Below are 17,141 nucleotides of genomic sequence, written 5' to 3' on the forward strand. Positions count from 1 at the left end.
GGAGGGTGCGACCATCAGCCCGTTCCCCGAGCCATAGCAAGGTAGGTCGTCCCTGTGTCTGCGCCTCCGTCCGCGCCTCGTGAAGCCAAGACCCGCACCACCGCCGTCGTCCTGGCGGGGGGCACCGGCCAGCGGGTGGGGCTCGCGATCCCGAAGCAGCTCCTGAAGATCGCGGGCAAGGCGGTCATCGAGCACACGCTCACGATCTTCGAGCGGGCCGACTGCGTCGACGACGTGATCGTGCTGATGGCGCCGGGGTTCGTGGCCGACGTCGAGAAGATCGTCGCCAAGGCGGGGCTGACCAAGGTCACGCGGATCATCGAGGGCGGTGCCACGCGCAACGAGACCACCGAGCGCGCCATCCGCGCCCTCGGCGAGGGACTCGCGGACGGCGAGGACCCCAACGTCCTCTTCCACGACGCCGTGCGCCCGCTGCTGTCACAGCGCGTGATCAAGGACTGTGTCGCCGCCCTCGACCGCTACCAGGCCGTGGACGTCGCCATCCCGTCCGCCGACACGATCATCGTGACCCGCACGCACGGCGAGGACGGCGAGTTCATCACGGACGTGCCGGACCGCTCCCGGCTGCGCCGCGGCCAGACCCCGCAGGCGTTCAAGCTGTCCACGATCCGCAGGGCGTACGAGATCGCGGCCGGCGACCCGAACTTCCAGGCCACCGACGACTGCTCGGTCGTGCTCAAGTACCTGCCGGACGTGCCGATCCACGTCGTGCCCGGCGACGAGTACAACATGAAGGTGACCCAGCCCGTCGACGTCTTCATCGCCGACAAGCTGTTCCAGCTCGCCTCCACCGCCGCCCCCGCCCAGGCCGACGAGGACGCGTACCGCGCGCTCCTCTCCGGTCGGACGCTCGTCGTCTTCGGCGGCTCGTACGGCATCGGTGCCGACATCGCCGCCCTCGCCGAGCGGTACGGCGCCCGCGTCTACGCGCTCGGCCGCTCGACGACCGGCACGCACGTCGAGAACCCGCAGCACGTCGAGGACGCGCTGGCCACGGCGTACGGCGAGACGGGCCGCGTCGACTACGTCATCAACACGGCCGGAGTCCTGCGCATCGGCAAGCTCGCGGAAACCGACAACGCCACCATTCAGGAAGCCCTGAACGTCAATTACCTGGCACCTGTGCAGATCGCGCGTGCATCGTACAAGTACCTGGTGGAGACCAAGGGGCAACTTCTCCTCTACACCTCCTCCAGCTATACCCGAGGCCGCGCCGAGTACAGCCTCTATTCGTCGACCAAGGCGGCCATGGTGAATCTCACCCAGGCCCTCGCCGACGAATGGGCGGCCGATGGAATCCGCGTGAATTGCGTCAACCCGGAGCGCACCGCCACCCCGATGCGGACCAAGGCGTTCGGCCAGGAGCCCGCCGGGTCGCTGCTCTCCTCCGAGGCCGTCGCCCGCACCTCCCTGGACGTCCTCCTCTCCGAACTGACCGGCCACGTCATCGACGTACGGCAGCAGGACCCGACCCGCGCGGCGGGCGAGGCGTCCGGCTTCGAGCAGGCCCTGGCGGCCGTCCTGGACCGCCAGGAAGATGTGTAATACTCGCAGGACGTGAATTTCCGGGCCCCTGCATCAGCGAGAGATTCGCGAATGCGGGGGCCCGCTCAGTGAAGTCGTACCTTCACGGATACAAAAGCCTTGTAAAACAACCGGCATCCCCGTCTGGAGCAGGTTCTACGTGATTTCGACCGTCATTCGACTGGCCCGGGTGGGCAGTGGGTCGGAGCTGGCCGCGGCAGTCCTCCTGGGACTCGGATATCCGTGCGTCATGCTCGCCGCGCTGATCCCGGACATCTGGCTGTTCGCGGGAGCCGGCGCCGTCACCTACGTCGCCGACTGGTACCTGCACCAGAAGAAGAGCTATCTGGTCGACCGCCTCAACAGCGTCCGCGCCGGGCTGCCGATCCGCTTCCTGCTGCGCCAGCTCCTGCTGGTCCTGCTCCTCGCCCGCGAGGGCCTCGCGGAACAGCCGGTGTTCTACGCCACGGTCGCCTGCTTCCTCCTCTCCTACGGGCTCCAGGCCCCGCACGGCGCTCTCACCACGCTCATCCGGCTCCGCCGCACCATGCCGGTGGTCACCCGCAACGTCGACCTGCACGGCGTGCGCATCCCGGACGCCCCGCCGCGCGCCCTGCTGCACCGCGCCGGCGAGAAGATGCTGCACCTCGACCTCCCCGCCGTCGTCGGCGTCGTCGTCGCCGTCGTCACCGGCCGGCACGCCTTCGCGTACGCGGGCGCGGCCGCCACCCTGGGCCTCGGCGTGCTCTCCGTCCTGCTGCTCGTCCCGTACGTGCGCCGCAAGCGCCGCGTCCCGGGCGCCGGCGCCGTCCTCAAGGCCGTCGACACCTGGCTGCGCGAGTACCAGCCGACCGTCGCGCTGTACTTCTCCGGATCCGACGAGGCGGCCTACCAGGTCAACATGTGGCTGGACACCATGGAGGGGGTCGACGGCCGGCCGATCGTCGTCATGCGCGAGCCGGAACTCGTCCCGAAGCTGAGCGACACGGCCGTACCCGTCCTGTGCATCCCGGGCGGCCAGCACACGATGGCCCGCGACTGGTCGACGCTCCGGGTCACGCTGTACCCGGCCAACGTCGGCAAGAACATCCACATGCTGCGCGTGCCGACCTCGAAGCACGCCTTCATCGGGCACGGCGACAGCGACAAGCTCGCCAGCGTCAACCCGTTCTCCAAGGTGTACGACGAGGTGTGGACCGCCGGCCCGGCCGGCCGCGACCGGTACGCCCTCGCCGACGTCGGCGTCCGCGACGAGGACATCGTCGAGGTCGGCCGCCCCCAGCTCGCCCCCATCGAGCGCTGGACGGGCACGCCGAAGAACCCCGTCCCGACCATCCTGTACGCCCCCACCTGGGAGGGCTGGGACGGCGACCCCGGCAACACCTCGCTGCTCCGCGCCGGCGAGAACATCGTCAGGCGGCTGCTGGACGCGCCGGACCCGGTCCGCGTCGTCTACAAGCCGCACCCCTTCACCGGTCTCGTCGACAAGAAGGCCAAGGCCGTCGACGAGCGGATCCGCGCGATGATCGCCGAGGCCGCCGCGCGGCGCGCCGCCGACCCGCGCTGGGCGCGCGAGGCCGCCGCGGCGCAGGCCGGGCAGGCCGCCGCCCGCGCCGAACTGGCCCGGATCGAGGCCCGTCTCGCCGCCCTCTCCGGCCCGGGCCGCAAGGGCACCGACGAGGCCGAGACGTCCCGGGTCTCCCTCGCCGACCCGCACCGCCTCGCCGAGGTCAAGCGGCTGCGCGCCGAGTGGAACGACGCCTACTGGCGCTCGTTCGGCTGGTGGGAGCACCGCGTCGTCACCGGCACCCGGCCCCACCTGTACGACTGCTTCAACGAGTCGGACGGCATGGTCTCCGACATCTCCAGCGTCGTCTCCGACTACATCGCCAGCGGCAAGCCGTACGCGGTGACGGACTCCGCCGAGCTCGGCGCCGACGAGTTCCGCCGGCAGAACACCGCCGTACGGGCCGCGGTCGTCCTCTCCAACAGCGCCGTCGAACTCGACGAGCTGCTCGCCGCCGTGGCGGACCCGGCCGCCGATCGGATGGCGGAGGAGCGGCGCGCCCTGAAGCGGTACCTGCTCGGCCCCGACGAGCCCACCTCCACGGAGCGCTTCAACGCCGCGGTGCGCGCGCTGGCCGCCGAGGCGGAGGCGCGCAACGCGCGCGTCGCGCAGCGGCTCGCCGGGCGGACCATCGGCGAGCTGGACCGCGAGGACGGCGCGGCCCCTCCGGGCGTCGGGGACGACAGCCCGGAGGCCGTGGCGGAGGGGAAGGGCGCCGCCGCGCCGACGGCGGTCGGCTGACCCCGCGACGCACGCGCCCGAGGGCCCGGCCCGGCGTGGCGCCGCACGGCCCGTACGGGACCTCTCGGGGACGCGTGCGGGCCGTCCGCCGCATCCGGGTCCGGGGGCGGCGGACCGTGTCCGGAAACCTGTCCATCGGGTGGAACACGCGCGCGCCGACCCGTCCGCCTGGCATAGATTCGCCACGTGACAACGGCTAGGCAGCACGTGACGGAAGCCCGCAGGATCGTCGTCAAGGTCGGCTCGTCCTCCCTGACCACCGCCGCGGGCGGCCTCGACGCGGACCGCGTCGACGCGCTCGTCGACGTACTCGCCAAGGTCCGCGGAGAGGGCGAGCGGGAGATCGTCCTCGTGTCGTCCGGCGCCATCGCCGCCGGCCTCGCGCCGCTCGGCCTCGACCGGCGCCCCAGGGACCTCGCCCGGCAGCAGGCCGCGGCCAGCGTCGGCCAGGGCCTCCTCGTGGCGCGCTACACCGCCTCCTTCGCCCGCTACGGCGTACGCGTCGGCCAGATCCTGCTCACCGGCGACGACACGAGCCGCCGCGCCCACTACCGCAACGCGTACCGGACGCTGGAGCAGCTCCTCGCGATGGGCGCCCTGCCGGTCGTCAACGAGAACGACACGGTCGCCACGGACGAGATCCGCTTCGGCGACAACGACCGGCTCGCCGCGCTCGTCGCCCACCTCGTCCGCGCCGACCTGCTGGTGCTGCTGTCGGACGTCGACGGCCTGTACGACGGCGACCCGAGCCGGCCCGGCACGTCCCGGATCGAGGAGGTCCGCGGCCCGGAGGACCTGGCGGGCATCGAGATCGGCTCCGCCGGGAAGGCCGGCGTCGGCACGGGCGGCATGGTCACCAAGGTCGAGGCGGCCCGGATCGCGGCGGCGGCCGGGATCCCCGTGGTCCTCACGTCGGCCAGCCGCGCCGCCGACGCCCTCGCCGGCCGGGACACCGGCACGTACTTCCACCGCACCGGGCGCCGCTCCGCCGGACGGCTGCTGTGGCTCGCGCACGCCTCCGCCCCGCAGGGCGCCCTGACCCTCGACGAGGGGGCCGTACGGGCCGTCGTGCACGGGAAGAAGTCGCTGCTGCCCGCCGGGATCGCCGCCGTGGAGGGCGAGTTCGGCGCCGGGGACCCCGTCGAGCTGCGCGACACGGAGGGCCGTCCGGTCGCACGCGGCCTCGTCAACTTCGACGCCAAGGAGATCCCCCAGCTCCTGGGGCGCTCCACCAAGGAGCTGGCGAGGGAGCTCGGACCGGCGTACGAGCGGGAAGTCGTACACAGGGACGATCTGGTCGTCCTGCACCCCTGGAACGGCTGAAACTCGGGTCAACCCCCGGGCACCTTCACCAAAACCGCCCCACGTCCCGCTCGGGACTGGTCAACTTTGTCTGGGGGGTAAGCGGGGTGACAGCACGACAACGCATCAACAGGAGGCCGCCGGTGAGACGAGCGCGCCCAGGGGCTGTGCCCCGCGGGACGACCGAACGTGCCTTGACCAGTGTCGAGGCCGGGGCCGATTTCGACGACGCCGCGTTCCGGTCCGGGACCGGTGCGGGCGCCACTGCGGGGACGGGCACGGGGAAGGGCCCGGGGGCGGCCGACCGCACCCCGGACCGGCCGGTGTCCAAGCTGTGGCACATCACGCTCAGCGTGTCGGGCCGGGAAGCCCCGCTACAGGAGGTCCGGCGGGCGCTCGAACAGCTCGCCCACGACCATCCGTTCCTGCTGACCAGCAGATACGCCAACGATCACGCCGAGATCCGGTACTGGGAGGAGGCCCGCGACCTGCACGACGCGGCCGCCGTCGCCCTGCGCCTGTGGGGCGAGCACCGGCAGAGCGCCAAGCTGCCGCCGTGGGAGATCGTCGGCCTGGAGGTCATCGACCGGGAGACGTACCACCAGCGCATCGCCGAGGGGTACGGGCCGCCGCCCGCCGCTCCCGTCGGCGTGCACCCGTACTGATCCGGCCACACTCCGGTCGGGCCGGTCCCGGCAGGAGCGGCCCGGGCGGGGCCCGCGTGGGGCCCGCGCGGTGTCCCGGGAGGGACGTGTTTCGGCCAGGCGCTCCGGTCGGCCGCCCCGGCGGGCCGGCTGGGAGCGCGGCCCCGGCGGGGTGGCTGGGCGTCGCCTCGGGGGAGGTGTCCCGGAGGGGCGTCCCGGCGGGGTGGCTGGGAGTGCCGCCCCGGCGGAGTGGCTGGGCGTCGCCTCGGGGAGGCGTCCCGGCGGGTGTCTCGGCGCGGCGTCTCGCGGAGCGGGACGGAGCGGGACAAACGAGGGACGCCCACGGGAGAGCGCATTACCCTGCGGGCATGACCTCGCAATCCGCCTCCCCGTCCATGAACCCGTACGACGACATGTCGCCGGTGGCGCAGGCCGGCTACCGGGCCCGTGCGGCCGCCGCCGAGATCGCACCACTGCCGCGCGCGGCGAAGGACGACGCGCTGCTGGCCATGGCCGACGCCCTCGAAGTCCGCACGGCCGAGATCGTCCAGGCGAACGCCGAGGACGTGGCCCGGGCCCGGGAGGCCGGCACCAGCGAGTCCGTCGTCGACCGGCTGACCCTCACCCCCGAGCGGGTGCGGGCCATCGCCGCCGACGTCCGGCACGTCGCCGCGCTGCCCGACCCGGTCGGCGAGGTCGTGCGCGGCTCGACCCTCCCCAACGGCCTGGACCTGCGGCAGGTGCGCGTCCCGCTCGGCGTGGTCGGCATCGTCTACGAGGCCCGGCCCAACGTCACCGTCGACGCCGCCGCCCTCTGCCTGAAGGCCGGCAACGCCGTCCTGCTGCGCGGCTCGTCCTCGGCGTACGCGTCCAACACCGCCCTGGTCCGGGTCCTGCGCGACGCCGTCGGCGGCGCGGGCCTCCCGGCGGACGCCGTACAGCTCGTGCCGGGCGAGTCACGGGACTCGGCGCGCGAGCTGATGCGGGCGCGCGGCCTCGTCGACGTCCTCATCCCGCGCGGCGGCGCGTCGCTGATCCGCACGGTCGTCGAGGAGTCCACCGTCCCCGTCATCGAGACGGGCACCGGCAACTGTCACGTGTACGTCGACGCCCAGGCGGACCTCGACATGGCCGTCGACATCCTGATCAACTCCAAGGCGCACCGCGTCAGCGTGTGCAACGCCGCCGAGACCCTCCTCGTCCACCAGGACATCGCCCCGAGTTTCCTGCCGCGCGCCCTGGACGCCCTCGCCGAGGCGGGCGTCACCGTCCACGGCGACGAGCGGGTCCTGTCGTACGCGGAGGGTTCCAAGGCCACCGTCGTCCCGGCCACCCCGGAGGACTGGGAGACCGAGTACCTGTCGTACGACATCGCCGTGGCCGTCGTCGACTCGCTGGACGCCGCCGTCGCCCACATCCGCCTGTGGACCTCCGGGCACACCGAGGCGATCGTCACCACGTCGCAGGCGGCCGCCCGCCGCTTCACCCAGTTGGTGGACTCCACGACGGTCGCCGTGAACGCCTCGACGCGGTTCACGGACGGCGGCCAGTTCGGCTTCGGCGCCGAGATCGGCATCTCCACGCAGAAGCTCCACGCCCGCGGCCCGATGGGCCTGCCGGAGCTCACGTCGACGAAGTACATCGTCACCGGCGACGGCCACATCCGGTAACCGCCGCCGCCCGGCCCCCGCGTCGCGGCAGGAGGAGGTTGCGCACTCTCCCTGCCGAACGGCACCGTCCCGGTCTACTCTGAGACACGTGCCGGACGACGTGGGGGGCAGGCCGTTCCCGGACGGCTGGGAGCCCGACGACGACCGCGGAGACGCCGACGAGGAATTCGCCTCCGTGGTGTTCGACGAGGACTTCGTACGAGCGGCCGAGGTCCACGAGCCGACCGCCGTCGAGCGTCTGCTCGCCGCGGCCCAGGCCCGGGCCGACGCGGACGCTGCCGGGGCACGCGGTGGCCCGCCGCCCGACGACGACCCCTACGGACCGGGCGCCCCCGCCCCGCGGGACGGCCACGACGACGACCCGTACGGCTCCCACGACCCGTACGGGCCCTACGGCGGCGCCCTCCGCCCGTACCGCCCCGGCACGCACTGGTACCGCCCCGTCGCCTGGCTCGTCGCCCTTCTGATGGGCCTCGGCATGGTCGCCCTCGCCTTCACCGCCGTGTACCGCAGCTCCTCCGGTGAGCGCGACGAGCAGATCCCCGCCCCGGCCAGCAGCGACGTCGGCCCGGACAGCGCCCCGCCCACCGCCGGCCGCTCCGCCCCACCGGTCCCGGCCACCCCCGGCGCCCCCTGACTCCGGCGGACCCCACCACCCCGCCCCACGCCGGTTCCCGACCCGTGGCGACCCGCCCGACTCGACGTCCGGCAGGGCGTTTACCCCGCCCCTCGCTGACCCACCCTGAAGGTATGGCAGGGAGTGTCGACCCGCCCGACGGGACGCCCGACGACACACCGGAAGGGCTCCCCGGCAGGGGCGAGGACGAGTACCGGCCCGTCGTCTTCGACGAGTCCTTCATCCGCGCTGCCCGCCTCCAGGAACTGTCCGCCCGAGAACGCATGGGCGACGACATCCCCGCCGTCCGCGACCGCCCCGGCGCCGACCACGACGGCCCCGGCCCGGACCGGGACGCGGAGTACGAGTACGCCTACGACCTCGACCGCCGCCACCACTGGCGCACCCCCCGCCGACGCACCCGCAGGCGGCGCAGCGGCCACGGGCGCACGACGGGCGCGCGCGTGGGATCCCTCATCCTCGTGCTGCTCGTCGCGGCGGTCTTCGCCGCCGCCACCCACCTCGGATCCCGTTACCCGTACCAGCCGCCTCCCGGGCCGCGCGCCGAGCCCCTGCGCGTCACCCTCGTCGCCCTGACCCCCACCGGCCCCGTGCCGGGCGGACGCCCCGGCGACCTGTACGCCCGCAGCCCCGCCGCGCAGTACCGCCCCGGCGCCGCCGGTATCGCCCTGCCGCCCGCGCGGCGCACCACGCACTTCTCGGCCGGCCAGGTCATGACCGCCCTCACCGTCACCAAGGACTTCCTCATCCGGTCCTCCCTCGCCCCCGACGTCCTCACCGGCGGCACCACCCGCTCCGTGCGGCTGCTCCTCGACCCGGACCAGCACGCCCAGTTCGACCGGAGCGTCGACTCCCCGGCCGCGGACGGACGCCACGCCACCGGCGGCTGGCTGATCCGGTTCGACCCGGCCCGCGTGGCCCTCGCCGACCCCGGCGTCCGGGTCCACGGCACCTTCCACGTGGCCGAGGCGTCCGCCGACGTCCTGGAGATCACGTCGGACCACACCTTCACCTACGCGCTGCGCCCCGCGGGCCCCGCCGCCGGACCCGACGACGCCTCGCTGTTCGCCGTCCGTCGCGAACTGCGCTTCCGCCTCGACCGCGACGACCTGCGCATGCACCGCGCCGAACTGGTCACCAGCCACCTCCAGGCCGGCCCCATGGACTGCTCCGCCGACCTGTCCGGCGCCCTGCGGCCGCTCCTCGCCGGTCACCGCCCCACGACGGCCACCCCACCGGCCGCCGACCCCTACGCCTCCGCCCCGGCCGCGGCCACCCGCCTCTGCGCCGCCCTGTCACCCGACAGCCGGCCCTCCCCGCCCTGACCCCAGCACCGAGCCGGCTCACCGCGGGCCGCCCGCCCCGGCACTCCACCGCCGGGGCGGGCGCGGCACGCGGGGACCGGGTGGAACGGCGCCCCACCGCACCGTGAGACGGACGGGACGGACCCGCGGAACCGGCCCCCGGGCGCCGCCGCACGGGAAGGGATCAGGCCGTGCCCGGACCGTCGCCCCGGTCGCCGTCGCCGGTGTCCGAGCGGCTCCCCGTGGCGCCGGTGAACTTCTCGAAGAGCCTGCCGCCCAGGTCGCCGGCGCCACCGGCTATGTCACCGACCAGCTTCATCAGCGGATCCTTGCTCCCGCGCACCGTGTCCGCGTAGTGGCTCGCGGACTCGCGGAAGGAGTCCGTGACCGACGTGTCCCCGTCCTCCGACCGGCGCGGGTAGTGGCCGTCCATGAGCCGCTGGTAGTCGCGGCTCTCCGACCACTTCTTCAGCTCGGCCGCCCGCACCGTCGTGAACGGGTGGGAACGCGGCAGCACGTTCAGGATCTTCAGCACCGAGTCGCGCAGGTCACCGCCCGCCTCGTACTCCTCCGCCTGTGCGAGGAACGCGTCCACGTTCATCTCGTGCAGATGATGCCCGCCCGCCAGCTTCATCAGGCCGCGCATCGACGCCTGGAGGTCCTGGCCGACCAGCAGGCCGGCCCGGTCCGCCGACAGCTCCGACTTGCGGAACCACTCCCGCAGCGCCGTGACGATCGCCATGACCGCCACGTTGCCGAGCGGGATCCACGCCACCTTCAGCGCCAGGTTGGTGAGGAACAGCAGCACCGTCCGGTACACGGAGTGCCCCGAGAGGGCATGGCCCACCTCGTGGCCGACGACGGCGCGCATCTCCTCCTCGTCCAGCAGCTCCACCAGGCCCGTGGTGACCACGATGATCGGCTCGTCCAGGCCGATGCACATCGCGTTGGGCTTCGGGTCCTGCGTGACGTACATCGGCGGGACCTTCTCCAGGTCGAGGATGTAGCAGGCGTCCCGCAGCATGTCGTGGAGGTGGGCGAACTGCGCGTCGCCCACCCGCACGGAGTCCGAGAGGTACAGCAGCCTCAGGCTGCGCTCGGGCAGCAGTCCGCTCAGTGCCTTGAACACGGTGTCGAAGCCGCTGAGCCTGCGCAGGGCGACGAGCGCGGAACGGTCCGCGGGATGCTCGTAGGCGCGGGAGGAGATGCCGGGGAAGCGCCGGCGCGTACGGCTCGGCACGTTCTCATGGCCGTTCTCTGTCATGGTTGCCCCCATTTTCATGCGAGATCCGACTCGTCCCCCTGACAGACCTCAGCGTAGGCGGTGCTCCGGAAGACCGCCGAGGCTGTGGATAACGGCCTGTGGACAACGGCCCGCGCCACGACAACGCCTGAGTCGGCGTGAGGGCGCCCGCACCGCCCGCATACGATGTGCGCGAAGTCTCCGCTCCGACTCCGATGGATTGGTCCCGCAGAAGATGAGCAGCCTCCACACCGCCGCCGCCCACCTGGTCACGCTCGCCGAGGGCGGCGAGCACGGCGGCAACCACGAAAGCCTCAACCCCTACCTCACCGGTGGCGGCGCCCTCCTCGCGCTGCTGCTCCTGCTCTGGGTCACCACCCGCTTCAACCGCGACCGCTGAGCCGGCGCCCGCCGGGACCAGGCCGCACCGCCGTGCCGTTAGGCTCTGCACGCATGGGAGAGCAGGAAGTGCCGAGAAGTCCCGGCAAGCGCCGCCTGGGCGTGATGGGTGGGACGTTCGACCCGATCCACCACGGACACCTGGTGGCCGCCAGCGAGGTGGCCGCCCTGTTCCACCTCGACGAGGTGGTGTTCGTACCGACCGGGCAGCCCTGGCAGAAGAGCCACAGGACGGTGTCCCCGGCCGAGGACCGCTACCTCATGACGGTCATCGCCACGGCGTCGAACCCGCAGTTCTCGGTCAGTCGCATCGACATCGACCGGGCGGGCCCCACGTACACCATCGACACCCTGCGGGACCTGCGCTCCCTCAATCCGGACACGGACCTGTTCTTCATCACCGGCGCTGACGCGCTGTCGCAGATCATGCCCGGTTGGCGCAACGCCGAGGAACTCTTCTCGCTCGCGCACTTCATCGGGGTGACCCGCCCCGGCCACGACCTGTCGGACGACGGCCTGCCCAAGGGCGGCGTCTCCCTCGTCGAGGTGCCCGCGCTCGCCATCTCGTCGTCGGACTGCCGGGAGAGGGTCGCACAGGGCGATCCCGTCTGGTACCTGGTGCCGGACGGCGTGGTGCGCTACATCGACAAGCGCCAGTTGTACCGGGGCCAGTGAGCTACGGAGAGGGGCACCGGTGAACGACCAGAACAGCCACTACGACCCGTACTACCCGCCGCAGCCGCAGATCGTCGGCTACGACGAGTACGGGCAGCCGGTGTACCAGCAGGCCCAGCAGCCGCCCCAGCCCGAGCAGCAGAACTACGCGTACGGCTACGACCCGTACGCGCAGGCGACCCAGCCCTACCCCGAGCCCCAGCCGTACCCCCAGGACCAGCAATATCAGGGGTACCAGGGGTACGAGGAGCAGGGGCAGCCGGGCCACGGCGGCTACGACCCGTACGGCACCCCGCAGTGGCAGGTCCCCCAGGTCCCCCAGGCCCCCGCCGTCCAGCCGCCGCAGCCCGCCCCACCGGTGCCCGGCCAGGTGACCGCGCCCGCGGGCGTGCCCGAGCAGCGCCGCCCCGCCCCCGAACCCCAGGACTTCACCACCCCCGAGCCGCCCGCGGAGGACCCGCCCGGCGGCGGCCCGCGCACCGACGAGGACGTCCGCGGACCCCACGGCCGGCGCGACTCCCGGGAGCAGGGGAACGCCGGTGACGGCGGGGACTACCGCACCGAGCAGTTCGCCTTCGTCGACGAGCCCGACGAGGAGTCCGAGGACGCCATCGACTGGCTCAAGTTCACCGAGAGCCGCTCGGAGCGCCGCGAGGAGGCCAAGCGGCGCGGCCGCAACCGGGTCGTCGCGCTCTGCGTCGCCCTCGCCCTGGCCCTCGTCGGCGGCGTCGGCTACCTCTGGTACGCGGGGATGCTCCCGGGCCTGTCCGAGAAGGGCGCCCAGCAGGGCGGCACCACCGCGACCGGTCCCCAGAAACGCGACGTGATCGTCCTCCACCTGCACAACACGAAGGACGAGGCCACCTCGACGGCCCTCCTGGTCGACAACGCCACCACCAAGCAGGGCACCACCGTCCTGCTGCCGAACGCCCTCGCCGTGGCCAACGACGACGGGACGACCACCACCCTCGGCAAGTCCGTCGAGGACGACGGCTCCTCCGGCACCCGCGAGGCCATCGGCTCCCTCCTCGGCACCAGGATCACCGGTACGTGGCGACTCGACACGCCCTACCTGGAGAACCTCGTCGAACTCGTCGGCGGCGTCGACCTCACCACCGACACGGAGGTGCCCGCCGCCAAGGAGGGCGGGACCCCGGTCGTGCGGAAGGGCGAGAACCAGACGCTCGACGGGCGCATGGCCGTCGCCTACGCCACGTACCGAGGCCCGGGCGAGTCCGAGACGGCGCAGCTCCAGCGGTTCGGCCAGATCGTGCACGGGGTGCTCCGCAAGATGTCGGACGACCCCGAGAGCGCCACCATGACGATCCAGTCCCTGGCGCAGATCCTGGACCCGTCGCTCCCCGACAAGGACCTGGGCGCGTCACTGGCCAAACTTGCCGAGCGCGCCAAGACGGGGGCCTACAAGACCGAGCTGCTGCCCGTGCAGGGCGACGGGCGGCTCACCGAGGAGGCCACGCGCGGTGTGGTCGAGGACGTCCTCGGCGGATCCGTCAGCGCCCCCGAGCCGGGCTCCGTGGTCAGGGTCGGCGTCCGCAACGCCAGCGGTGACGGCGACGCCGCCGAGGCCGCGCGGATCGTCCTGGTCAACGGCGGCTACGCGGTCATCGACGGTGGCGCCGCGGACGGCACGGAGAGCACCTCGGAGGTCCTCTACGGCGACGCGGCGCAGAAGGCCAAGGCGGACGAGGTCGCCAAGACGCTCGGGCTCCCCGCCCGCGCCGTCCGCAAGGGCGAAGCGCCCGCGAACGCCGACGTCACCGTCGTCCTCGGCAAGGACTACGAGGCCAAGTAACGGTTTGCCGGGCTGTCGGCGGCACGTGAGACCCTTGAGGTGTCCTTTGACCGCCGACGAAAGCCTGCTTGTGACCGCCACCGACCGATCCATCGCGCTCGTCAACGCCGCCGCCCAGGCGGCCGCCGACCGGCTCGCGCACGACATCATCGCGTACGACGTCAGCGACGTGCTGTCGATCACCGACGCCTTCCTGCTCGCCTCCGCGCCCAACGACCGCCAGGTCAAGTCGATCGTCGACGAGATCGAGGAGCGGCTGAACAAGGAACTGGGCGCCAAGCCGGTGCGCCGCGAGGGCGACCGCGAGGCCCGCTGGGTCCTCCTCGACTACGTCGACATCGTCGTCCACGTCCAGCACAGCGAGGAGCGGGTCTTCTACGCTCTGGAGCGGCTCTGGAAGGACTGCCCCGAGCTGCCGCTGCCCGAGGACGCAGTGAAGACCCGCGGCAAGGCGGCGGAGCACGCCCGGCTCAGCGGTGCCGACGGCTCCGGCCCCGACGGCTTCCCCGGCGACGGAGCGGACGGTGAGCTGCGCTGAGCGCCACCAAGGGCGGCAGGGGCCGCCGCATCGTCCTCTGGCGCCACGGCCAGACCTCCTGGAACCTGGAGCGCCGCTTCCAGGGCAGCACCGACATCGAGCTGACCGAGACGGGCCTCGCCCAGGCGCGCCGGGCCGCCCGGCTGCTCGCCGCCCTCAAGCCGGACGCGATCATCGCGTCCGACCTCAAGCGGGCCGCGGCCACCGCCGCCGAGCTCGCCGCGATCACGGGGCACCCGGTCAGCCACGACGCCGCGCTCCGCGAGACGTACGCCGGGGTCTGGCAGGGGCTGACCCACGAGGAGATCCTCGCCCGCCACGGTGACGAGTACCGCGCGTGGAAGCGCGGCGAGCCCGTGCGGCGCGGCGGCGGCGAGCTGGAGACCGAGGTCGCCGACCGGGCCGCCCCCGTCGTGCTGGAGCACGTCGGGAAGCTGCCCGAGGACGGCACCCTCGTCGTGGTCAGCCACGGCGGCACGATCCGCACCACGATCGGCCGGCTCCTGGGCCTCCCCTCGCACAACTGGGAGAGTCTCGGCGGTCTCTCCAACTGCTGCTGGTCCGTCCTGGGGGAGGGCGCGCGGGGCTGGCGACTGCTGGAGCACAACGCCGGCACGCTCCCCGAGCCGGTCCTCGGCGACGACGACTGACCTGGATTTCACTTTCGGGCAGGTGACAGGCTAAAGTTCTTCTTGTTCGCAGCGCGGAGCGCCGAGAACACGAGGGGCTATAGCTCAGTTGGTAGAGCGCTTGCATGGCATGCAAGAGGTCAGGAGTTCAATTCTCCTTAGCTCCACAGCCCAGGATCCCGTCCCCAGTAGGGGGCGGGATTTCTGCGTACGGACCCCTGTCGCCCGTCCTCCGGGCCCTTCCCGGAGCCCATTCCGGTGGGAGGCCCGGACCGGCCGTCGGACGTCGCTGCCGCCCCACCGGGGCCGTGGCAGAATCGGACGGCCGGAGGGGCTACGGACCGGACGGGAGGAAGCGTGCGCGAGGCCGCCAGCAGATTCGAGGAACCCGCCGCACGGCTCGCCACCACACAGGCGCGCACCGACCTCACCTGCCCCGCCTGCGGTTCCTCGGACGTCGCCCAGATGCTCGGTGACAACGGCGGCGTGTCCTACGTCTGCACGTCCTGCGGCCACAGCTGGAGCTGATCGATGGGTGCACACAGGCGGAAGTGCGACTGGTGCGGCAGTGGCACGCCGATCGTCCGCGACATGGATCCGGTCAACCCGGACTACCAGTACTGGTGCGAGGAGTGCGCGCGGGCGCTGATCATAAAAGGCGACCCCATCGAGACGTACCGCGAACTCGAAGGGGAGCCGATCTACGGGCGCCTGCTCGACGAGCACTGCGCCCTGAAACGCTTCTACTCGTTCGCGACGGCCTGAGCCCGCCCGGGGGCGGTCCGCCCGGTGCCGAGCGGTCCGCCCCCGGACCACCCGCCCCCGGCCCGCGTCCGCGCGACCCAGGCGGCGAACACGCCCAGCAGTGCGAGCCCCAGCAGCGTGTAGAGGCCGGACAGCAGCATCTGCCAGCCGTTCTGGTGCAGTTCGAGCCGTATCGGCGCGGGGGCGTGCGGCACCCACCACAGTGCGAACGACCCGAACACCAGGGCCGCCCCGGCCGTCCACACCGGGCGGACGCGCGTGGCGAGCAGGACCAGCGCCGGTACGCACCACACCCAGTGGTGCGACCACGAGATCGGGCTCACCAGCAGCGCCGTCACGGCACACGCCACCACCGCCACCGGCCGGTCCCCGCGCAGCGCCGCGAGCACCGCCACGGCCAGCCCGGCGACGCCCACCACGGCCGCCGCGACCACCCACCACACACCCGGGTCGGTCGTGTGCAGCAGCCGCGCCAGTACCCCGCTCAGCGACTGGTTGGCCGTCTCCTCGGTACGGCCGACCCGGCTCGTCTTGAAGATCATCTCGGTCCAGAAGCGGCGCGAGTCGTACGGCAGGACCAGCGCCGACGCGATCGTCACCACCAGGAACGCCACCGTCGCCCGCACCCCGCGGCGCAGCCACTCGTTCCGCCGCGGCGCCCAGCCTTCGCTCCGCGCGCGTGCCACCCCCACGGCGAACAGCAGGACGACGAAGAGGCCCGGTGTGAGCTTCACCGCAGTGGCGAGCCCGATGCCCACCCCGGCCCAGCGGCTGTCCCCCCGACGTGTCAGATCCCACATCACCGCGACCGTGATCAGCAGGTTGATCTGGCCGTACCGGAACGTCTGCCACACCGGCTCGCACCACACCAGGGCCGCCGCCAGCCACAGGGCCGCCCCCGGCTGCGTCCAGAACGCCCCGCCCCGCCGGCGCGCGGCCGGACCGCACGACGTCACCAGCCGCAGCGACAGGTGCGCCAGCGCCACCAGCAGCAGCAGGTTCCCGAGCGTGGCCAGCGCCCGCATCTCCGGTACGCCGATCAGGGGCAGCGGCGTGAACACCAGCGCGGCGAACGGCGGATACGTCATCGGCAGGTTCGCCGACGTGGCCCGCATCGCGTACAGGTCCCCGCCCGCCAGGACCGTCGCCCCCTCGGCCCGGTAGACCGACAGGTCGAGCATCGACACGTGGGAGGCGTGCTGCGCGGCCCAGAAGGCCGCGAAGGACAACAGGCAGGTCCCCAGGGCGGCAAGCGGCAGGCTCCGGAGGCGGGTCTGAGCGGTCACGGTCGCGGTCACGTGCGCCGACGCTACCCGTCCCGCCGACCCTCCGGCCGGGGCGGGGGACAAACGATTTGGTGCTTCACCGGGGGGACCGTGTAATGTTCTCTGTGTCGCCGCGAGGGAAGCCCGCAAGGGAAACCGAGCAGGGCGGCACATCGCAAGGGGCTATAGCTCAGTTGGTAGAGCGCTTGCATGGCATGCAAGAGGTCAGGAGTTCAATTCTCCTTAGCTCCACAGCCCGAGAAGGCGGGCCATCCGGTCGGATGGCCCGCCTTCTTCGTGTCCGACCCCAACCCCGGCCGCTGCTCCGCGCCTTGCGTTCGACGAGGCGGAGCGGAACGCTCCCGCCACGCCTCCTGCTCCGGGCGCGGTGTCCAGTCCGCGGC

Annotated in this window: 16 protein-coding genes and 2 tRNA genes; 16 read left to right on the plus strand and 2 right to left on the minus strand. The window is 72.7% G+C overall.

The window, feature by feature from the left end:
- Window positions 1–54: 54 nt before the first annotated feature.
- The 7 genes from AC07D6_RS01275 to AC07D6_RS01305 all read left to right on the plus strand — a co-directional run bounded on the left by AC07D6_RS01275 (window position 55) and on the right by AC07D6_RS01305 (window position 9,431).
- Window positions 55–1,566, plus strand: coding sequence for an SDR family NAD(P)-dependent oxidoreductase (locus AC07D6_RS01275; RefSeq protein ID WP_315878057.1), 1,512 nt, complete (start codon window positions 55–57; stop codon window positions 1,564–1,566).
- A 139-nt stretch (window positions 1,567–1,705) separates the two neighbouring features.
- Window positions 1,706–3,853, plus strand: a complete 2,148-nt coding sequence (locus AC07D6_RS01280; RefSeq protein ID WP_479041053.1) for a hypothetical protein — start codon at window positions 1,706–1,708, stop codon at window positions 3,851–3,853.
- A 207-nt stretch (window positions 3,854–4,060) separates the two neighbouring features.
- The gene (gene proB, locus AC07D6_RS01285) at window positions 4,061–5,176 is read left to right on the plus strand and encodes a glutamate 5-kinase (protein ID WP_315878123.1); all 1,116 of its coding nucleotides are present in this window, start codon (window positions 4,061–4,063) and stop codon (window positions 5,174–5,176) included.
- A gap of 122 nt (window positions 5,177–5,298) precedes the next feature.
- Window positions 5,299–5,820, plus strand: coding sequence for a hypothetical protein (locus tag AC07D6_RS01290; protein WP_315878059.1), 522 nt, complete (start codon window positions 5,299–5,301; stop codon window positions 5,818–5,820).
- 347 nt (window positions 5,821–6,167) lie between these two features.
- Window positions 6,168–7,469, plus strand: coding sequence for a glutamate-5-semialdehyde dehydrogenase (locus AC07D6_RS01295; RefSeq protein WP_315878060.1), 1,302 nt, complete (start codon window positions 6,168–6,170; stop codon window positions 7,467–7,469).
- Between the two features lie 88 nt (window positions 7,470–7,557).
- Complete coding sequence (locus AC07D6_RS01300; RefSeq protein ID WP_479041055.1) at window positions 7,558–8,106, plus strand: SCO2584 family spore wall biosynthesis protein; 549 nt, start codon at window positions 7,558–7,560, stop codon at window positions 8,104–8,106.
- Between the two features lie 113 nt (window positions 8,107–8,219).
- Window positions 8,220–9,431 (plus strand): SCO2583 family membrane protein, encoded by a 1,212-nt coding sequence (locus tag AC07D6_RS01305; protein ID WP_479041056.1) that lies wholly within the window; start codon window positions 8,220–8,222, stop codon window positions 9,429–9,431.
- 163 nt (window positions 9,432–9,594) lie between these two features.
- Here AC07D6_RS01305 and AC07D6_RS01310 read toward each other — a convergent pair whose 3' ends face one another.
- Window positions 9,595–10,674, minus strand: coding sequence for a M48 family metallopeptidase (locus AC07D6_RS01310; RefSeq protein ID WP_315878063.1), 1,080 nt, complete (start codon window positions 10,672–10,674; stop codon window positions 9,595–9,597).
- 214 nt (window positions 10,675–10,888) lie between these two features.
- On the opposite strand from AC07D6_RS01310, the gene AC07D6_RS01315 reads away from it, so the two are divergent.
- From AC07D6_RS01315 to AC07D6_RS01350, 8 genes are all read left to right on the plus strand, one after another.
- Complete coding sequence (locus AC07D6_RS01315; RefSeq protein ID WP_315878064.1) at window positions 10,889–11,053, plus strand: hypothetical protein; 165 nt, start codon at window positions 10,889–10,891, stop codon at window positions 11,051–11,053.
- Between the two features lie 53 nt (window positions 11,054–11,106).
- Window positions 11,107–11,727 (plus strand): nicotinate-nucleotide adenylyltransferase, encoded by a 621-nt coding sequence (gene nadD / locus AC07D6_RS01320; RefSeq protein ID WP_315878065.1) that lies wholly within the window; start codon window positions 11,107–11,109, stop codon window positions 11,725–11,727.
- Between the two features lie 19 nt (window positions 11,728–11,746).
- Window positions 11,747–13,540, plus strand: a complete 1,794-nt coding sequence (locus AC07D6_RS01325; protein WP_479041058.1) for an LCP family protein — start codon at window positions 11,747–11,749, stop codon at window positions 13,538–13,540.
- A gap of 70 nt (window positions 13,541–13,610) precedes the next feature.
- The gene (gene rsfS / locus AC07D6_RS01330) at window positions 13,611–14,078 is read left to right on the plus strand and encodes a ribosome silencing factor (protein WP_479041548.1); all 468 of its coding nucleotides are present in this window, start codon (window positions 13,611–13,613) and stop codon (window positions 14,076–14,078) included.
- Entirely contained in the window at window positions 14,075–14,728 is a 654-nt protein-coding gene (locus AC07D6_RS01335; RefSeq protein WP_315878125.1) for a histidine phosphatase family protein, read from the plus strand. Before rsfS ends, AC07D6_RS01335 begins: the two co-directional genes overlap by 4 nt.
- 73 nt (window positions 14,729–14,801) lie before the next feature.
- A tRNA-Ala gene (locus AC07D6_RS01340) sits at window positions 14,802–14,874 on the plus strand.
- A 190-nt stretch (window positions 14,875–15,064) separates the two neighbouring features.
- On the plus strand, window positions 15,065–15,235 hold the full coding sequence (locus AC07D6_RS01345) for a hypothetical protein (RefSeq protein ID WP_315878067.1): 171 nt from the start codon (window positions 15,065–15,067) through the stop codon (window positions 15,233–15,235).
- A gap of 3 nt (window positions 15,236–15,238) precedes the next feature.
- A complete protein-coding gene (locus AC07D6_RS01350) occupies window positions 15,239–15,472 on the plus strand; it encodes a hypothetical protein (protein WP_315878068.1) in 234 nt (77 codons plus the stop codon).
- Here the strand turns inward: AC07D6_RS01350 and AC07D6_RS01355 are convergent.
- Window positions 15,451–16,770 carry a glycosyltransferase 87 family protein gene (locus AC07D6_RS01355; protein ID WP_479041060.1) on the minus strand — a complete coding sequence of 440 codons (1,320 nt, stop codon included), beginning with the start codon at window positions 16,768–16,770 and terminating at the stop codon, window positions 15,451–15,453. The genes AC07D6_RS01350 and AC07D6_RS01355 overlap by 22 nt on opposite strands.
- Window positions 16,771–16,916: 146 nt before the next feature.
- On the opposite strand from AC07D6_RS01355, the gene AC07D6_RS01360 reads away from it, so the two are divergent.
- A tRNA-Ala gene (locus AC07D6_RS01360) sits at window positions 16,917–16,989 on the plus strand.
- Window positions 16,990–17,141: the final 152 nt, after the last annotated feature.

The sequence above is a fragment of the Streptomyces sp. NPDC045287 genome, assembly GCF_056432325.1.